The organism is Pseudoalteromonas xiamenensis (genome assembly GCF_017638925.1).
Lineage (GTDB): Bacteria > Pseudomonadota > Gammaproteobacteria > Enterobacterales > Alteromonadaceae > Pseudoalteromonas > Pseudoalteromonas xiamenensis.
In genome coordinates, this window is record NZ_CP072133.1 from 1467850 (window position 1) to 1482404 (window position 14555).

Below are 14555 nucleotides of genomic sequence, written 5' to 3' on the forward strand. Positions count from 1 at the left end.
ATTATTTTTTGCTCAAGAACATGTCTGGCATCTGTGGTAAATCGTCCATATTACGAGCGATCCACTCTGCGGTGTTGATTAGACCTTCTTCCAGATCGACTTTAGCTTGGAAGTCTAGTAGATCACGAGATTTATCCACTTTTGGAATACGTAGTTCAATATCTGCAGATAATGCATCACGGAAAATGATTTTCGACTTTGAATTCAAAACGCGGCAGATTGTTTCTGCAAGGCCAAAGATTGTTGTTACGGCACGGGCATTACCAATGTTAAATGACTCACCAACGGCTTTAGGCATAGTTAATGCTTTCATTAGCGCATCAACCATGTCATCGACATAACACCAAGCACGGATCTGTGAACCATCACCGAAGATGTAGATATCTTCGTTTTTAAGTGCTTTACGGATCATGATTGAAATAGCACCTTCACCAACCTGACCTGGACCGTACACGTTGAACGGTCGGAACGTCACAGTTGGTAGATTGTGTTCACGGTGGTAGGCATGTGTTAAATGTTCACCCGCTAGTTTACTTACCGCGTAAGTCCAACGCGCTTCACCAACTGCACCTGTCGTCGTTGAATCAATCTCTTCTACTCGGTAAGCGCGGCTTCCAAATACTTCTGACGTAGAAAACTCAAGGAAACGTTGACACGTGCCAGATAAGTGCGCAGCTTCTAGTGCGTTCGCAGTGCCAGTCATGTTTACGGTCATGGTGCGAACAGGACTTTTCACCGTGTTATCAATACCTGCTATCGCCGTCGCGTGTACGAAAATCTCAGAGCCTTTAGCTGCTTCTACAATGTGGTCGCGATCCAATACGTTACCTTGAACCAAGGTCAAATTTTTATGGTTTGCAAAAGACTGACTTTTTAGCGTGTTACGATCAAGATTGTCGTACGCGATAATTTCATTGTCTTCAATTAACTTGCCAATTAGCGTAGAACCAATGAAGCCTGCACCACCTGTAATAAAAATCTTTTTATTTTTTAATTCAATCATCTTTCTACTCTAAATTCCTATTTCACCAAATAGCCATGCATTGGCAAGCTAAATACCGACTTTGCTAAGCGCTCTGCCACCGGGAAATCACCCGACTTGTAGCCTAAATCAGCAAACGCGGTTTGTTCGTGCATACAAGTGCCGTAGTATACCATCGTTGGAACACCTTGCGCTTTGTACTTTTCCATTTCTGCCGCTCTATCCTCTGCCACAAGCGTATATTGAGTCCATGAGACTCACATATCCCGCTGGCACTACTGGCGTTTTATACTGCTCTTTCAATTCTGAGTGATATTTCTCAGCGGCGATATTACGGTTGGTAAGCTCTTGCGGAAAGGCTACTAACTTCTCAAGCAAAACGGCGGCTTGAATGGTATCTAAACGACTGTTCATGCCAATACGAATATTGTCGTATTTATCCTTACCTTTGCCATGCACGCGTAAAGATTTGATGAGTTGTGCATAGTCGTCATTATTAGTAAAAATTGCACCGCCGTCGCCATAACAACCTAATGGCTTAGCTGGAAAGAAACTGGTTGTCGCAATATCACCAAATGAGCCAGCGCGCTTGCCGTTGATTTCACCACCAAAACCTTGCGTCTGCGTCTTCAATTAGCTTGAGGCCATATTGCGTAGCGATGCGTTGAATTTCTGGGTAATTAGCAGGAAGACCAAATAAATCTACCGCTATTATAGCTTTTGGGGTTAGCTTACCTTCGGCAATCACTTTTTGAATTTGCTTTTCCAAATCAATTGGACAGATGTTAAACGTATCTTCGTTTGAATCCACAAAAACAGGCGTTGCGCCTTCATACGCCACAACTTCAGCAGTAGCAAAAAACGTGAACGTTGGACAAAAGACTGCATCGCCTTGTTTAATATCTAGCGCCATCATGACGAGTGTGAGGGCATCTGTACCATTGGCGCAGGTAATTGCATGTTTCACACCAACGTAATCAGCTAACTTTTCTTCCAGCTCAGCCACTTCCGGCCCCATGATGTAATGACCATGGTCTAACACAGCTTGAATACGCGCATCAATTTTATCTTTAAGATGCTGATATTGCGCTGCCAAATCAATAAACTGCATGTACAACCCTTACTTAGAAATCAACTCGACGAGTCCGTCGCGCAATACGTATTTATCACCAGTATGTGGGCAGGTCGCCTCACCTTGACCTTGTAGTGGTAACTCAAGCTGCTCGCCGTACTTGCTTATCCAACCGATTTGTTTCGCTGGTACACCTACCATAAGCGCAAACGGTTTTACGTCTTTGTTAATAACCGCACCAGCACCAACCAGAGCGTATTCACCAATAGTCACGCCACACACAATCGTACAGTTTGCACCAAGTGTTGCACCACGTTTTACAAAGGTGTCACGGTATTCGGTTTTACGTTCAATAAAGGAGCGAGGGTTATAGACGTTGGTAAAAACCATACTTGGTCCGCAAAACACATCATCTTCAACAAACACATTGTCGTAGATTGACACATTGTTTTGAACTTTTACGTTGTTACCAATCGTTACACGATTACCAACAAAAACGTTTTGACCCAGAGAACACCCTGAGCCAATTTTTGCACCGCCGCATATATGCACAAAATGCCAAACCCGTGTATTTTCACCGATTTGCGCACCTTCATCAACGATAGCGCTTGGATGTACGTGATAATCCATCGATCACAGGACCTTTGTGAGAAGTGGGTGCGCTTTGTCACCAGCGGCTACAACAGCCTGAGTACGGATATCTTCAACCGTGGCAATGGCAACGCGGTTTTCATCAATCCCAAAACCATTACCTGCAAGAACATTTTGATAGCTCTGCGTATGCAAATCGGTGAAGCCACCCGAAAACTCAAGCTCTTCCGTCTTTGCACCGTCATTAATCGTGATACTACGGTAAGTGAGTTTTTCCCCTTTTACCGCATTCTCTGGTAGGTTGTTTGCATCGATAGATAAGAACCACTTAACGCGCGCGCGCTCATATTCTAAGTATCCGCTTGCCGTTTTCTCATCTCTAAAGTGCACTTCGTTACTTTTTAAGTCACCAAAGATGAAATGTAGCATGTCATAGAAATGCACACCGATGTTTGTTGCAACACCACCGGATTTGTGGTCAAAGCCTTTCCATGACTTCATATACCATTTTCCACGTGACGTCATGTACGTTAGGTCAACATCAAACACTTTATCCGCTGGTGCCGCTGCTACTTTTTCACGCAGTGCAATAATCGATGGATGCAGGCGTAGTTGAAGAATAGAGTTAACCTTGGCACCGTATTTTTGCTCATATTCTTTAAGCACATCCATATCTTCTGAGTGCAGTACTAGTGGCTTTTCACAGATAACATCAATGCCATTTTTAAGCGCGTATTTCATGTGCGGCGCATGCAAATAGTTAGGGCTACAAATTGCGATATAGTCTAGCTTGTTACCCTTTAACGCTTGATCTTCAACAAATGCAGTGAAGTCTTCAAATTCGGTAAAAAACTCTGCGTCTGGGAAATGACTGTCCATTATTCCTACGGAGTCATTGATATCCATTGCAGCAACCAAATTATTACCCGTATCTTTAATTGCGCGTAAGTGACGAGGTGCGATATATCCAGCGGCACCGATTAATGCAAAGTTTTTCATGTAAGTGCGTGTCCTAAATTATAATCTGATATCTGCTTCGTTTGATTTCAATACGTGTTTTACATCGTATAAAACGTGCTCTGTTTTACCAAACGAACGAAGCTTCGTCGCGCCCCATGTTTTAAATTCAGAATGATCTACCGCGACAACAATGGCATCGTAATGACCTGGTTTAATGTGTGAGATAAGCTTGAGGCCGTATTCATGTTCAACTTCTTCTGAGCTTGCCCAGTCATCATATACATCGACGGACATATTGAAATCTTGCAGCTCTTTCACAATATCCACTATCTTAGTGTTACGAACATCTGGACAGTCGCCTTTAAAAGTAAAACCAAGAATTAGCACCTTAGCTTCATCGATGTGGATCTTTCTCGATGCGAGTTTTTTGACGAGCTGTGTCGCAACATATTCACCCATACCATCGTTAATGCGACGCCCCGCGAGAATAACTTCAGGACGGTAACCGACCTCTTGGGCTTTGTGCGTTAAATAGTAAGGGTCCACACTAATACAGTGACCGCCAACCAGACCAGGCTTAAACTTCAAAAAGTTCCACTTAGTACCTGCCGCATTTAATACTTCTTCAGTATCAATACCTAAACGGTTAAAAATCTTAGCAAACTCGTTAATTACCGCAATATTCAAATCACGTTGCGTATTTTCAATAACTTTAGCTGCTTCCGCTACTTTAATAGAGTCTCGCTTTATATGTACCCGCGGTCACGATTGAGCGATACAAACCATCAACAAAATCAGCAACTTCCGGTGTAGAACCAGAAGTAATCTTCATGATTTTAGTTAATGTATTAACTTTATCACCTGGATTGATTCGCTCAGGCGAGTAACCGGCAAAAAAGTCTTGGTTAAACTTTAAGCCTGAAACCTTTTCTATGATAGGTAAGCAAACTTCTTCGGTCGCGCCAGGGTAAACAGTCGATTCAAAGATAACCACATCATTCTTTTTAACGTGACGACCAAGTAGTTCTGACGCTTTGCGAAGAGGTGTTAAATCTGGTGCGTTACTTTCGTCGATAGGCGTAGGGACCGTAACAATGAATATGTTACAATCTGAAAGAGAGCTTTCGTTAAAAGAAAAAGTAAGACGTCCTGCGGCAACTAGCTGCTCTTTACTAACCTCAAGAGTCGAGTCAACATGCTCTAATAGCTCAGCAATACGACTTTGGTTAATATCAAACCCAACTACATCGAACTTTCTACCAAACTCGGCAGCCAATGGGAGACCTACGTATCCAAGTCCAATAATACCTATTTTAGATTCTGCTGATGGCTGAAACATATTTGTCCTACTCTAAAACCCTTCCGGTTGTCTCAATGATTGAATCCAACACTGCAGCAACTCATTCGACCTCCATTAGCTTGGCCGAAATATAGAGTTTTTTATCTCTCGACATTTTGGAACAGAGATTAAATTGACAAACAAAAACTTAATCAAAGTACCACAAATAGAATGAATCCATGTGACTTATCAAAGAGAGCAATCCACAACGTTATTTTTTGAAGATCGATTAATTACCAACCCTAAATCGACCGCAGAGTATACCAGTTTTTTTTATTCCGAGTAATACGCAGAACAAAAAATTACAGTATCTCTTTTTTCTGCCTGCTTTGGTCTATATCATAACAAATTACATCGTTTTGATGCTTTAAGGCTCTAGGCTTACACTTGTTTGGTACTGAGACTTCGTTGGTTTGCAAACCTCCCCCTAATTAGTTACATCCATAATTAGAGATTTCGGCTTGTTCATGCTTACTTAAATATTCCCATGTTGTCAGATCATTCAGCGCATCATGGGGTCGTTCCTCGTGGTATTCTTTCATCCAATTTTCGGTCAGCTCACGTACTTCGTTTAATGTTTTGAAGACATACATGTTGAGTATTTCCGCCCAGTAAGTGCGGGTGAATCTCTAGATAAAGGAATTCTGAGCAGGCTTTCCCGGTTTAATAAACTCCAGCGCAATACCATGTCTTCTGCCCTGCTTGCCAGAGTAACTGAGATAAATTCCGGCCCGTTGTCCATACGAAGTTTATTGGGTTAACCCCGCCAGGCGAAGAGACGCTCCAATACCCTGACTACGCGTCGCGATGGTAAATACAGATCATTTTATATAGCCAGTGCTTCACGGTTGAAGTCATCCACCAAATTGAACGTTCTGAAGCGTCTCCCACATTGTAGGCTGTCGTACATAAAATCCATTGACCAGCAATGGTTAGCTTGGACAGGAACGGCTAGTGGCTCCGGGTTTCTAGCTGTAGACGGCGTTTTCCACGGCGTTGCATATTTAGCTTCAGCTCGCAATAAATCCGGTAAACACACTTATGATCCCAGCCATGACCCCAACGCAGCTAGATTTTGTACAGCTTGCTGAATCCATAGGCTGGATAGCATTCAGCGGCTTCTATCAGTTTGGCGTTGACCTTATCATCCCGCGTTTGATCAGGCTGATATCGGTTGACTGAATCACTGATGCCAACAGCGCGACATGCAAGACGTAAACTAGCACCATGCTGCTATCGCGCATAATCAACAAGCTCACGCCTTATCGCTGGCTTTACAGCTTTTTTCGACGATATCTTTGAGTATCCAGTGTTCCAAGCTTAAATCCGCGAACATTGCTTTAAGTCCCCGATTTTCGTCTTCAAGGTCTTTTAGCCTTTTGATATCAGAGGCTTCCATACCACCGTAATTAGTTTTCCAGTTGTAGTAGGTTACATCTGAAACACCATACTCACGACAGATTTCTTTGACCAGTCTGCCAGCTTCCACTTCCTTTAAGATCTTCACGATCTGTGACTATATGTAACGGGACTTTTTCATCAGGAGTTCTCCTCTATTGACTCAGTTTACGCAGAAAAACACTAAAAAGGCATGACGCTATTTTAGGGGGAGGTTTACAAAAAGGAAGTGAACAAAAAGCCTAAATTTAGTAAGGGTCGTTAAATCTGAAATCTACTTTGAAAGTACTACTTAATTAAACAAGAAGTTCCGAAAAGACCCTTTTACAGGTATCATCGTGGTAATTTCAAATAATATGTTTGCCTATAGATTGGTAGTGAAGTTATATCCCGAGCTTAGTCAGACAACGAATCTAGTTTGTTGCCAAATGAAAATTGCATATGTTTTAAGCCACAATATCGATAGCAATGACGGCGTAGTCAAAAAAATTATCGATCAGATAAGTGTTTGGGAAAAACAGGGGCATGAAGTTATTGTATTTTCGATATGCAAAAATGGTGATAAGAGTCTTTTGAAAGCTAAATGTTACCCCTTCGAAGGAGCAATCAAAAGCCGCATTTTTGTTAACTCAGATTTGCTCAATGATATAACCGCTTTCAATCCTGATATTCTGTATTTCAGGTACGACTTTTGGAATTCAACGGTATTTAAACTAGCGTCTAAATTTAAACTGATCATTGAATCCAATACCGCGAGCATTCAAGAAGCGTGGTTACAGCTTAAGACCGACTCATCCTTAAAAGCCTTACTGCGCTATACATCATTGCTTGTATTTAATAAGCTTTTTAGTAAGCGAATTAAAGGGGTTGTTTCTGTCACTAATGAAATTTTTCGACTTGAGTATAACCAGTCCAATGCCGTACCCCACATTACGGTGACCAATTCGGTCAATTTAGATAAATATAAGCCGTTGAAATGCAGTGAGCAAAACGCAAAAACATCGCTGTGTTTTTTAGGTTCACCCAATCAAGATTGGCATGGCACCGACATTATTGAAGAAATAGCAAAAAGACTTCCAATGTATGACTTTCACATAATAGGTCCATCCGGTGAAAATCGAAGTAATCTTACTTATCATGGTTTTTTGACATCTAGCGATTATGGCAAAATTCTGTCTCAATGCCATGTTGCAATTGGTACGTTGGCCTTGCACAGAAAAGGTTTATCGGAAGCATGTCCTTTAAAGGTTAGGGAATATCTTCTTGCCGGTTTTCCTATAGTCTTAGGTTATGAAGATATAGTGGACAAGAACAAACCATCCTGGTGCTTTAAACTCGATGATTTATCTGACAAGTCCGTTGCAGAACTTCAGCAGTTTATTGAGCGCAATCAATATTTCACAGTTCCTAAGTCAGAACTTAGCGCAATCGACGCGTCTTTAAATGAAATTATGCGCCTTAACTTTTTTAACGAGATTAGACAAACGCATGAATAAGAAAATAATCGTTATAAAATCACTTAACGGTGGTGGTGCTGAGCGTATTTTGATTAACTTTGCAAAGGTATTTAACAAGCGCTTTTCGAGAGATCAATTAAAAATTGTAGTGCTCTTAAAAGAAGGTGAGCTATTACAGCAAGAGTTACCAGAAAATATAGACTTTGTTTACGAACCGACTTCAAGACTCAATCGCTACTTGTGTTTGATAAAGTTGTTTTTGTTCAAAAAGCAGATCGCACGCCAATTTTGTTCAGAAAACGGCAGCTATGAAGCTCATTTCATTTCTCGAAGGTTGGCCTGATCTTATCATTCACTCTGTTAGCGACGTAGATTGTAAAAAAATTAGCTGGTTGCATTGCGGTTTTGATTTATACAGTTCACTTAATCCGGTTCGATGGTTTTTTAACAAATATGCCGTCCAGTCATCGGTTATCAATTGCGTATCAAATTATGTAAAAAGTTCAATTTCGAACATCAAGAACACTAAAACCGTCTACAACTTTATCGATATCGACTACATAGAGCAAAAGGCTACTGAAGAAGCGATTGACGACCCGCGTTTTATCGATGAGAACAAAAAGCATATCGTCGCTGTCGGACGAATGGTTTATCAAAAAAACTTCGAGTTTCTTCTAAGAGCTGTTAAGGAATATACAAAGCACGATTCAGCAATTGTATTACACTTGCTCGGTGATGGTGAATTACGAAAGTCGCTCGAAGACCTCGTGACAAAATTGGGTATTGAAGACCACGTTAACTTCGTTGGGTTTGTCAACAACCCTTATAAATACATAAAAAATGCCGATCTAGTTTGTATGACATCTCATTTTGAAGGTCTCCCAACGGTTGTCATTGAATCTGCTGTATTAGGAACACCTGTGATCACTACTAAATGTGGTGCTCGTGAATTATTAGAGCTGTTCAACTTTCCCAATGAAATTGAGTTTGACGAAAGGGTGTACGCCTCTGAGATTGCGAAGGCTTTAACAACTCGGTTTGAACCTATTGATAGAACGCTTTTTGAAGAGAAGTTCTCGTTTGATAACTTTTTAAACAACATGAAGTAAAAGGAAAAACGTATGTTTAAAAATAGAAAGCTAAGAATCGTTTTAGCAAATATTATTGCCTACGTTCCTACAAATATACTCCGTTGTAGCTTATACAAAACTTTGTTTGGTTATGATATCCGCAATTCTATCATTGGTTGGAAAACGGTTATTGTTGTTGATTCAGCCAAGCTTGATTCGTGCAGAATTGGCAGGAACAACCGCTTCACTGGACCGTTTAGATTTGTTATGGAGGCTAATGCCTCTATAGATAAAAGTAATGTCTTTGAATGCGGTTGGTGGGTTATTGAACCTCAGCATGCAAGCACGGTTTACTCTAGAAGTTTGCTGTTAAAGGAAAACTCTCTAATCACTTCTCATCATTATTTTGACCTAGCAGGCACCATAGAAATAGGCACAAATACGTGGATTGCGGGGCTACAGTCACAGTTTTGGACTCACGGTGCAGGTTCGACAAAAACTACGGTGTTAATCGGTGATGATTGTTATATTGGCAGTGCTTCTCGCTTTGCTCCTGGCAGCGTAATTGGCAATCGATGTCTAGTTGCAATGTCGAGCACTATTACCAAAAACTTTAGCACAGATGAATGCGTAATCGCAGGAACTCCAGCAAGTATCAAGAAAGAAAACTATTACTGGAGACACGCTAAATCTCAAACCAAGAGCAGTTAACAGCTTTTAGCTAGTAACTGCTTTGTGATCCGCCTTTTGCAAAAATATCACCTTTTCTTTATAAGGTGCGACTACTAAAACAATTAAACCAACCAGTGCATAAACACTATTTAAAGAACTTACCGACAATCCGTTGAGAAATAATATAGCTAATACAGTCACTCTAACTCTTTTTGCCACAAAACTCAGTTTTAATAACGCATTGGTCGCCCAGAACAAGAATACAAGTCCGAAGAATCCATGGTCATGAACGATACGCATAACAAAGGAATGCAAAATTACCGAATAGCAAACTGAAGGGTCTTTCGCACTAAACAAGGTCGTGTAATATTGCATACGTTGGCATACCACTTCAGGCATTGCGGTTAACGGTGGTGCACCGATTAAATAGTCCATCAGCTCCCAATCTCTCATTGCAATTAACAACCCTTGGAAAAACACGACTCTGTCTATTGAGTTTAAATCACCTCCGGACATTCGGCTGATAAAAATGCCAACCACTCCTACGCCAATCAACCCCAAAAGCGCGAGCTTTAAAATCGTTTTCCAATCAAATTGTCGTATAAGCAGAATGCATAGCATCGCAAAATATGACACTACACCAGAACGAGAACCCGACAAGAAAATAACAGCAGTCAATAACAACCACTGCTTTAAAGTCAGTTTACCTTCCAAATTCCATACAGTTAACGCCCAAAATAACACCAACATAATTTCGAAGTTGTTTTCAGTAAATAAGCCAGGTCTCAGGCCTCCACCTAACAGAATCCAAATAACATACTTTGCTAAAAAAATGACTAGCAAATAGTCCAAACCTTTAACCAACGAGAATCGAGCAAACAATACTTTTTGAGTGAAGAAGCAAAGAAATATTAGATAAATAAATGCCTTAAAAGCTAAAATAAAATCTACTGGGTGGGTGTAATTTAACTTAGACTTAATAAATGCGTATATAATATAGACAAGACTGACCGCCAACACAAACCAAGCTCTAAGCGGCATGCGTTTAGAAACGAAAAAAGGCTAATCACCACCAACAATTCAAACAATGCATTTGTTGGCAGTATGTTATAGTTAAATGTGCTTTTGTACGAAATAAAGCTAGCTAAAATCATTACCAAGAAAAAGAGTATAAAAGATTGCCTAACCATTACGTTCAATCCTTTTTTTGTTATGTGCTGAGGATTTTGAAACTAACTGTTTTAAATAGGTTGCATAAGTATTTTGCTGTCCTTTAAATCGTTCAAAAATAATCTCAGCACTCAACCACCCTTTGAGATAAGCTATTTCTTCAAGACAGGCAATTTTCAGTCCTTGTCTGCGTTCGATCGTTTGCACAAAATGACTGGCCTCCAATAAACTATCCGGCGTTCCAGTATCTAGCCATGCAAACCCTCTGCCTAATAACTCCACACTCAACTGCTGTTGTTTCATATACACTTTATTTATGTCGGTAATCTCTAGCTCGCCTCTATTCGAGGGTTCGAGCTTCTTTGCTAGTTCAACTACTTGATTATCGTAAAAGTACAATCCAGTAACCGCATAATCCGATTTCGGTACTTCGGGTTTTTCTTCTATAGAAAGCGCGTTAAAGTTATCATCAAACTCCACAACACCAAAACGCTCTGGGTCGACGACTTGATAGGCAAAAACACTGGCACCTTGTTTGCGTGCCGCAACAGCCATTAGTTTCGGGGTGAAACCCTGACCATAAAACACATTATCACCTAACACTAAACATACATTATCGTTGCCAATAAACTCCTCGGCTATAATAAATGCTTGCGCGATGCCTTTAGGCTCTGGTTGAATCGCGTAATTGAACGAAACGCCAAATTGTTCTCCAGTTCCCAGTATTCGTCGAAAACTAAGTAAATCGTCTGGCGTTGTAATAATGAGAATATCCCGAATTCCAGCCAACATTAGCACAGAGATTGGATAGTAAATTAATGGCTTGTCATAGACCGGCAATAATTGTTTTGAAATCCCAGGAGTAATTGGATACAGACGAGAACCAGAACCACCGGCGAGTACTATCCCTTTCAATTCCTCACCACCCCAAGACGTTCTGTAGCACTAATATTTTGCCACCAGTTTTTGTTATCTATGAACCAGCTTACAGTCCGTTCTAAACCTTCTTCGAACGTTACGCTTGAGTACCAATTAAGCTCATTTGTCAGCTTTGAAACATCAATGGCGTAACGGCGATCATGTCCTGCTCTGTCGGTAACAAATTGGATAAGCTCTTTATAAGAAACAACTGTTTTACTTGGCTGAAGCCTATCTAAAATTTCGCAAATAGAAGTAACGACGGCCAAATTAGTTCGCTCGCAATTTCCGCCAATATTATAGGTTTCTCCGACTTTCCCTTGAATGACAATGTCATAAATTGCTTCAACATGATCTTCAACAAACAACCAATCTCGGATCTGCAAACCATCACCAAATACAGGGATAGATTTGTTTTGCAACGCACTAATAATAGTTAGAGGAATAAGCTTTTCAGGAAAATGGAATGGTCCATAATTATTGGAGCAATGACTAATAGAACAAGGTAGTTTGTACGTTCTGCTCCATGCGTGAACTAAATGGTCACTTGCTGCTTTAGAAGCAGAATAAGGTGAACTTGGCTCATATCGGTGAGTCTCTGTAAACGGTAAATCGGCTTCAGACAAATCACCGTAAACTTCGTCGGTTGAGACATGATGGAAACGAAAACCAGCTTGTTGAGTCTGAGACAAAGAACAAAAATATTGTCTAGCGGCTTCAAGCAGCGTGAAAGTTCCGACGACATTTGTTTGGATAAAAGCACCTGGTCCACCAATAGATCGATCAACATGACTTTCTGCTGCAAGGTGAATGATTTTATCGGGCCTAAAATCGTTGAATAACTCAACCATCTTTTGATGATCACAAATATCCGCATGGACAAATGAATAACGTGAACTGGCTGAAACAGATTCAAGGGAGGACAAACTTGCTGCATAGGTTAACTTGTCGATATTCAAAACAACTGAGTTTGTTCTGTTTATTAAAAAACGAACCAAAGCAGAGCCAATAAAACCAGCCCCACCAGTAACCAGAAACCTTAATTGCTGCATCGACTATACGTTTACTTCAATATCTTTTTGGTCTTTAAGTCTATCACCTAAAATCAAGAAAAAGAATTTAGGGTAATGAACAAACAGTCTCTCCCAGACGTATGAATCGTCAAATGCACGATACAGCCAACGAAGATGTAGCTTATCAACCCATTTTGGATAGTAGTGTAAACGTTCCGATGTCTGATGTAAAAATCCACCGCAGGTATAAATTTGTTTTACTTGACCAGTTTGAGTTTGTTTTAACTTTATTGCAAATCTATCTTGGCGAGGCGTTCCCATACCACATAACACGTATTCCGCACCGCTGTCTGAAATTTGTTTAATAACCGCTTCATCATCATCAAAATAGCCATCTCGGTATCCAACAATATCAATTTCTGGGTAGTTGGCCTTAAATATTGCAACTGTTTTTTCCAGTTCTTCCTTTTTAGCGCCTAGTAAAAAAACTTTAAGTTTTTCTTCGTTGGCTCGTTCAAGAAAGTACAGAGCGAACGAGCTTAAATCGAAACTTGTTCTAGGAATGTGTTTACCGAGTAACATACTGAACGTTAATGCTGATGAGATGGCGTCAGTATAAAGCCCATCCAAGCCTCTTAAGATATTCAACTCATCGCGTAATTTTAGGTAAGAGTAAGGATTTACAAAACTAATCGCTTGGGTATGACCAACAGGCTTGTTGATCGTCGCTTCAAACTGCTCAATTATATCCATTGACGATTTAAGCTTATCTAAAATTACGAGCATACGAAAAGACCTTATTTAATAGAGCCGTTGGTAGCATCAAACAGACAAATGCTAACACACGATATTTGTCCCAACAAAGTAACTCATGCTTGCGAAGCAATTCGAAGGCATATTTTTTGTTTCCAGTCTGAAGATTACGCTTTACACAATTTAAAATAGTCAAATGCAACAAATACTCTAAACTTCTGTGCAATCCATCCGGAACGGCACCTGACTCAAGCATTGTTGTCAATATTTGTGTATGCGGGGATGGAAGCGTTTTATCCTTCAGGAACTCTTTGCCTCGAGAGGCACTTAAGTCATAAACAACAGTTAATGACGCATCGAAAGCCACTGTTTCAGAGCAGGCTAACTTGGCCCAAACAATTTGATCCTCACCTAAGGCAATATCGACCGGAAACAAACCTATCGCATCCAAACTAGTTTTAGCTACACACACCGATGAGGCGGTGATAGGTAAGTCTGCATGACAACAAGCTTTAAAGTAGTCGTCGATCACACCTCTATCTTTTGGCAAATGCATATTACGAAACGCTCGATGTGACAGGCCATCATAGAATTCATAACCCGCGCACAACACGTTCGCTTGCGGATATTTCTGTCTTAACTGATACAAAACCGATACATGCTGGGGCTGCCAGTAATCGTCTGCATCAAGAAAAGCAATAAAATCACCACTTGCCGCCTTAATGCCTGTATTTCTTGCGGTTGATACACCCTGATTAGAATCATGACGGAGCAATTTAACATCGTTCACATACCCTGATTCTACAATTTCTACACCATTATCGGTCGAGCCATCATCGATGACGATAATCTCAAATACAGGCACAGTTTGTGCAAATATAGATTCTAAGGTGCGCCTGATATAGCTCGCTTTGTTATAAAGTGGAATAATAACCGATATCTTCATATTAACTCAGCGATACTCTAGCTATACAATGGCATAGCATAGAACAACAAACCCCTTTTACAATCAGACAAAAAGAAACCATGCCGAACCACAAACAATCCTGTTTTATGTTTTCGTAAGCACTAACAATGAATCTGGAGGGCATCCCTCGGGTAGACTTAAGCGTGGTATTATAAAGGAAATTTTTAGTTGAAGATATGCAAAGGGATACATA

The 14555-nt window shown here is 40.5% G+C and carries 15 protein-coding genes and 2 pseudogenes; 4 read left to right on the top strand and 13 right to left on the bottom strand.

What is annotated here, in order from left to right:
• Nucleotide 1: 1 nt before the first annotated feature.
• From J5O05_RS07145 to J5O05_RS07170, 8 genes and pseudogenes are all read right to left on the bottom strand, one after another.
• The gene (locus tag J5O05_RS07145; RefSeq protein ID WP_208844194.1) at nt 2–1003 is read right to left on the bottom strand and encodes an NAD-dependent epimerase/dehydratase family protein; all 1002 of its coding nucleotides are present in this window, start codon (nt 1001–1003) and stop codon (nt 2–4) included.
• Between the two features lie 17 nt (nt 1004–1020).
• A complete protein-coding gene (locus J5O05_RS22370; protein WP_280117677.1) occupies nt 1021–1191 on the bottom strand; it encodes a DegT/DnrJ/EryC1/StrS family aminotransferase in 171 nt (56 codons plus the stop codon).
• A gap of 10 nt (nt 1192–1201) precedes the next feature.
• Nucleotides 1202–1615 carry a DegT/DnrJ/EryC1/StrS family aminotransferase gene (locus tag J5O05_RS22375; RefSeq protein ID WP_280117678.1) on the bottom strand — a complete coding sequence of 138 codons (414 nt, stop codon included), beginning with the start codon at nt 1613–1615 and terminating at the stop codon, nt 1202–1204.
• Complete coding sequence (locus J5O05_RS22380) at nt 1584–2093, bottom strand: DegT/DnrJ/EryC1/StrS family aminotransferase (RefSeq protein WP_280117679.1); 510 nt, start codon at nt 2091–2093, stop codon at nt 1584–1586. Before J5O05_RS22380 ends, J5O05_RS22375 begins: the two co-directional genes overlap by 32 nt.
• A 9-nt stretch (nt 2094–2102) precedes the next feature.
• Complete coding sequence (locus J5O05_RS07155; RefSeq protein ID WP_208844195.1) at nt 2103–2684, bottom strand: acyltransferase; 582 nt, start codon at nt 2682–2684, stop codon at nt 2103–2105.
• Between the two features lie 3 nt (nt 2685–2687).
• Complete coding sequence (locus J5O05_RS07160) at nt 2688–3644, bottom strand: Gfo/Idh/MocA family oxidoreductase (protein WP_208844196.1); 957 nt, start codon at nt 3642–3644, stop codon at nt 2688–2690.
• A gap of 18 nt (nt 3645–3662) precedes the next feature.
• Nucleotides 3663–4944, bottom strand: a pseudogene (gene tviB, locus J5O05_RS07165) (Vi polysaccharide biosynthesis UDP-N-acetylglucosamine C-6 dehydrogenase TviB).
• 431 nt (nt 4945–5375) lie between these two features.
• Nucleotides 5376–6454, bottom strand: a pseudogene (locus tag J5O05_RS07170) (IS3 family transposase).
• A gap of 316 nt (nt 6455–6770) precedes the next feature.
• Here J5O05_RS07170 and J5O05_RS07175 point away from each other — a divergent pair.
• From J5O05_RS07175 to J5O05_RS07190, 4 genes are read left to right on the top strand one after another with little or no spacing between them, the layout of a single operon-like run.
• On the top strand, nt 6771–7838 hold the full coding sequence (locus J5O05_RS07175) for a glycosyltransferase family protein (protein WP_208844197.1): 1068 nt from the start codon (nt 6771–6773) through the stop codon (nt 7836–7838).
• Entirely contained in the window at nt 7831–8142 is a 312-nt protein-coding gene (locus tag J5O05_RS07180; protein WP_208844198.1) for a glycosyltransferase family protein, read from the top strand. Before J5O05_RS07175 ends, J5O05_RS07180 begins: the two co-directional genes overlap by 8 nt.
• Nucleotides 8108–8908 carry a glycosyltransferase gene (locus J5O05_RS07185; protein WP_208844199.1) on the top strand — a complete coding sequence of 267 codons (801 nt, stop codon included), beginning with the start codon at nt 8108–8110 and terminating at the stop codon, nt 8906–8908. The genes J5O05_RS07180 and J5O05_RS07185 overlap by 35 nt, the downstream gene beginning before the upstream one ends.
• A 12-nt stretch (nt 8909–8920) precedes the next feature.
• On the top strand, nt 8921–9580 hold the full coding sequence (locus tag J5O05_RS07190; protein WP_208844200.1) for an LbetaH domain-containing protein: 660 nt from the start codon (nt 8921–8923) through the stop codon (nt 9578–9580).
• A gap of 6 nt (nt 9581–9586) precedes the next feature.
• On the opposite strand, the gene J5O05_RS07195 is transcribed toward J5O05_RS07190, so the two are convergent.
• The 5 genes from J5O05_RS07195 to J5O05_RS07215 form a co-directional block, all read right to left on the bottom strand.
• Nucleotides 9587–10384 carry a hypothetical protein gene (locus J5O05_RS07195; RefSeq protein ID WP_208844201.1) on the bottom strand — a complete coding sequence of 266 codons (798 nt, stop codon included), beginning with the start codon at nt 10382–10384 and terminating at the stop codon, nt 9587–9589.
• 339 nt (nt 10385–10723) lie between these two features.
• On the bottom strand, nt 10724–11626 hold the full coding sequence (rfbA, locus tag J5O05_RS07200) for a glucose-1-phosphate thymidylyltransferase RfbA (protein ID WP_208844202.1): 903 nt from the start codon (nt 11624–11626) through the stop codon (nt 10724–10726).
• The gene (gene rfbB / locus J5O05_RS07205; protein WP_208844203.1) at nt 11623–12681 is read right to left on the bottom strand and encodes a dTDP-glucose 4,6-dehydratase; all 1059 of its coding nucleotides are present in this window, start codon (nt 12679–12681) and stop codon (nt 11623–11625) included. The genes rfbA and rfbB overlap by 4 nt, the downstream gene beginning before the upstream one ends.
• Before the next feature lie 3 nt (nt 12682–12684).
• Nucleotides 12685–13428 (bottom strand): WecB/TagA/CpsF family glycosyltransferase, encoded by a 744-nt coding sequence (locus J5O05_RS07210; RefSeq protein WP_208844204.1) that lies wholly within the window; start codon nt 13426–13428, stop codon nt 12685–12687.
• Nucleotides 13409–14341, bottom strand: a complete 933-nt coding sequence (locus J5O05_RS07215) for a glycosyltransferase family 2 protein (RefSeq protein ID WP_208844205.1) — start codon at nt 14339–14341, stop codon at nt 13409–13411. The genes J5O05_RS07210 and J5O05_RS07215 overlap by 20 nt, the downstream gene beginning before the upstream one ends.
• Between the last annotated feature and the right edge of the window lie 214 nt (nt 14342–14555).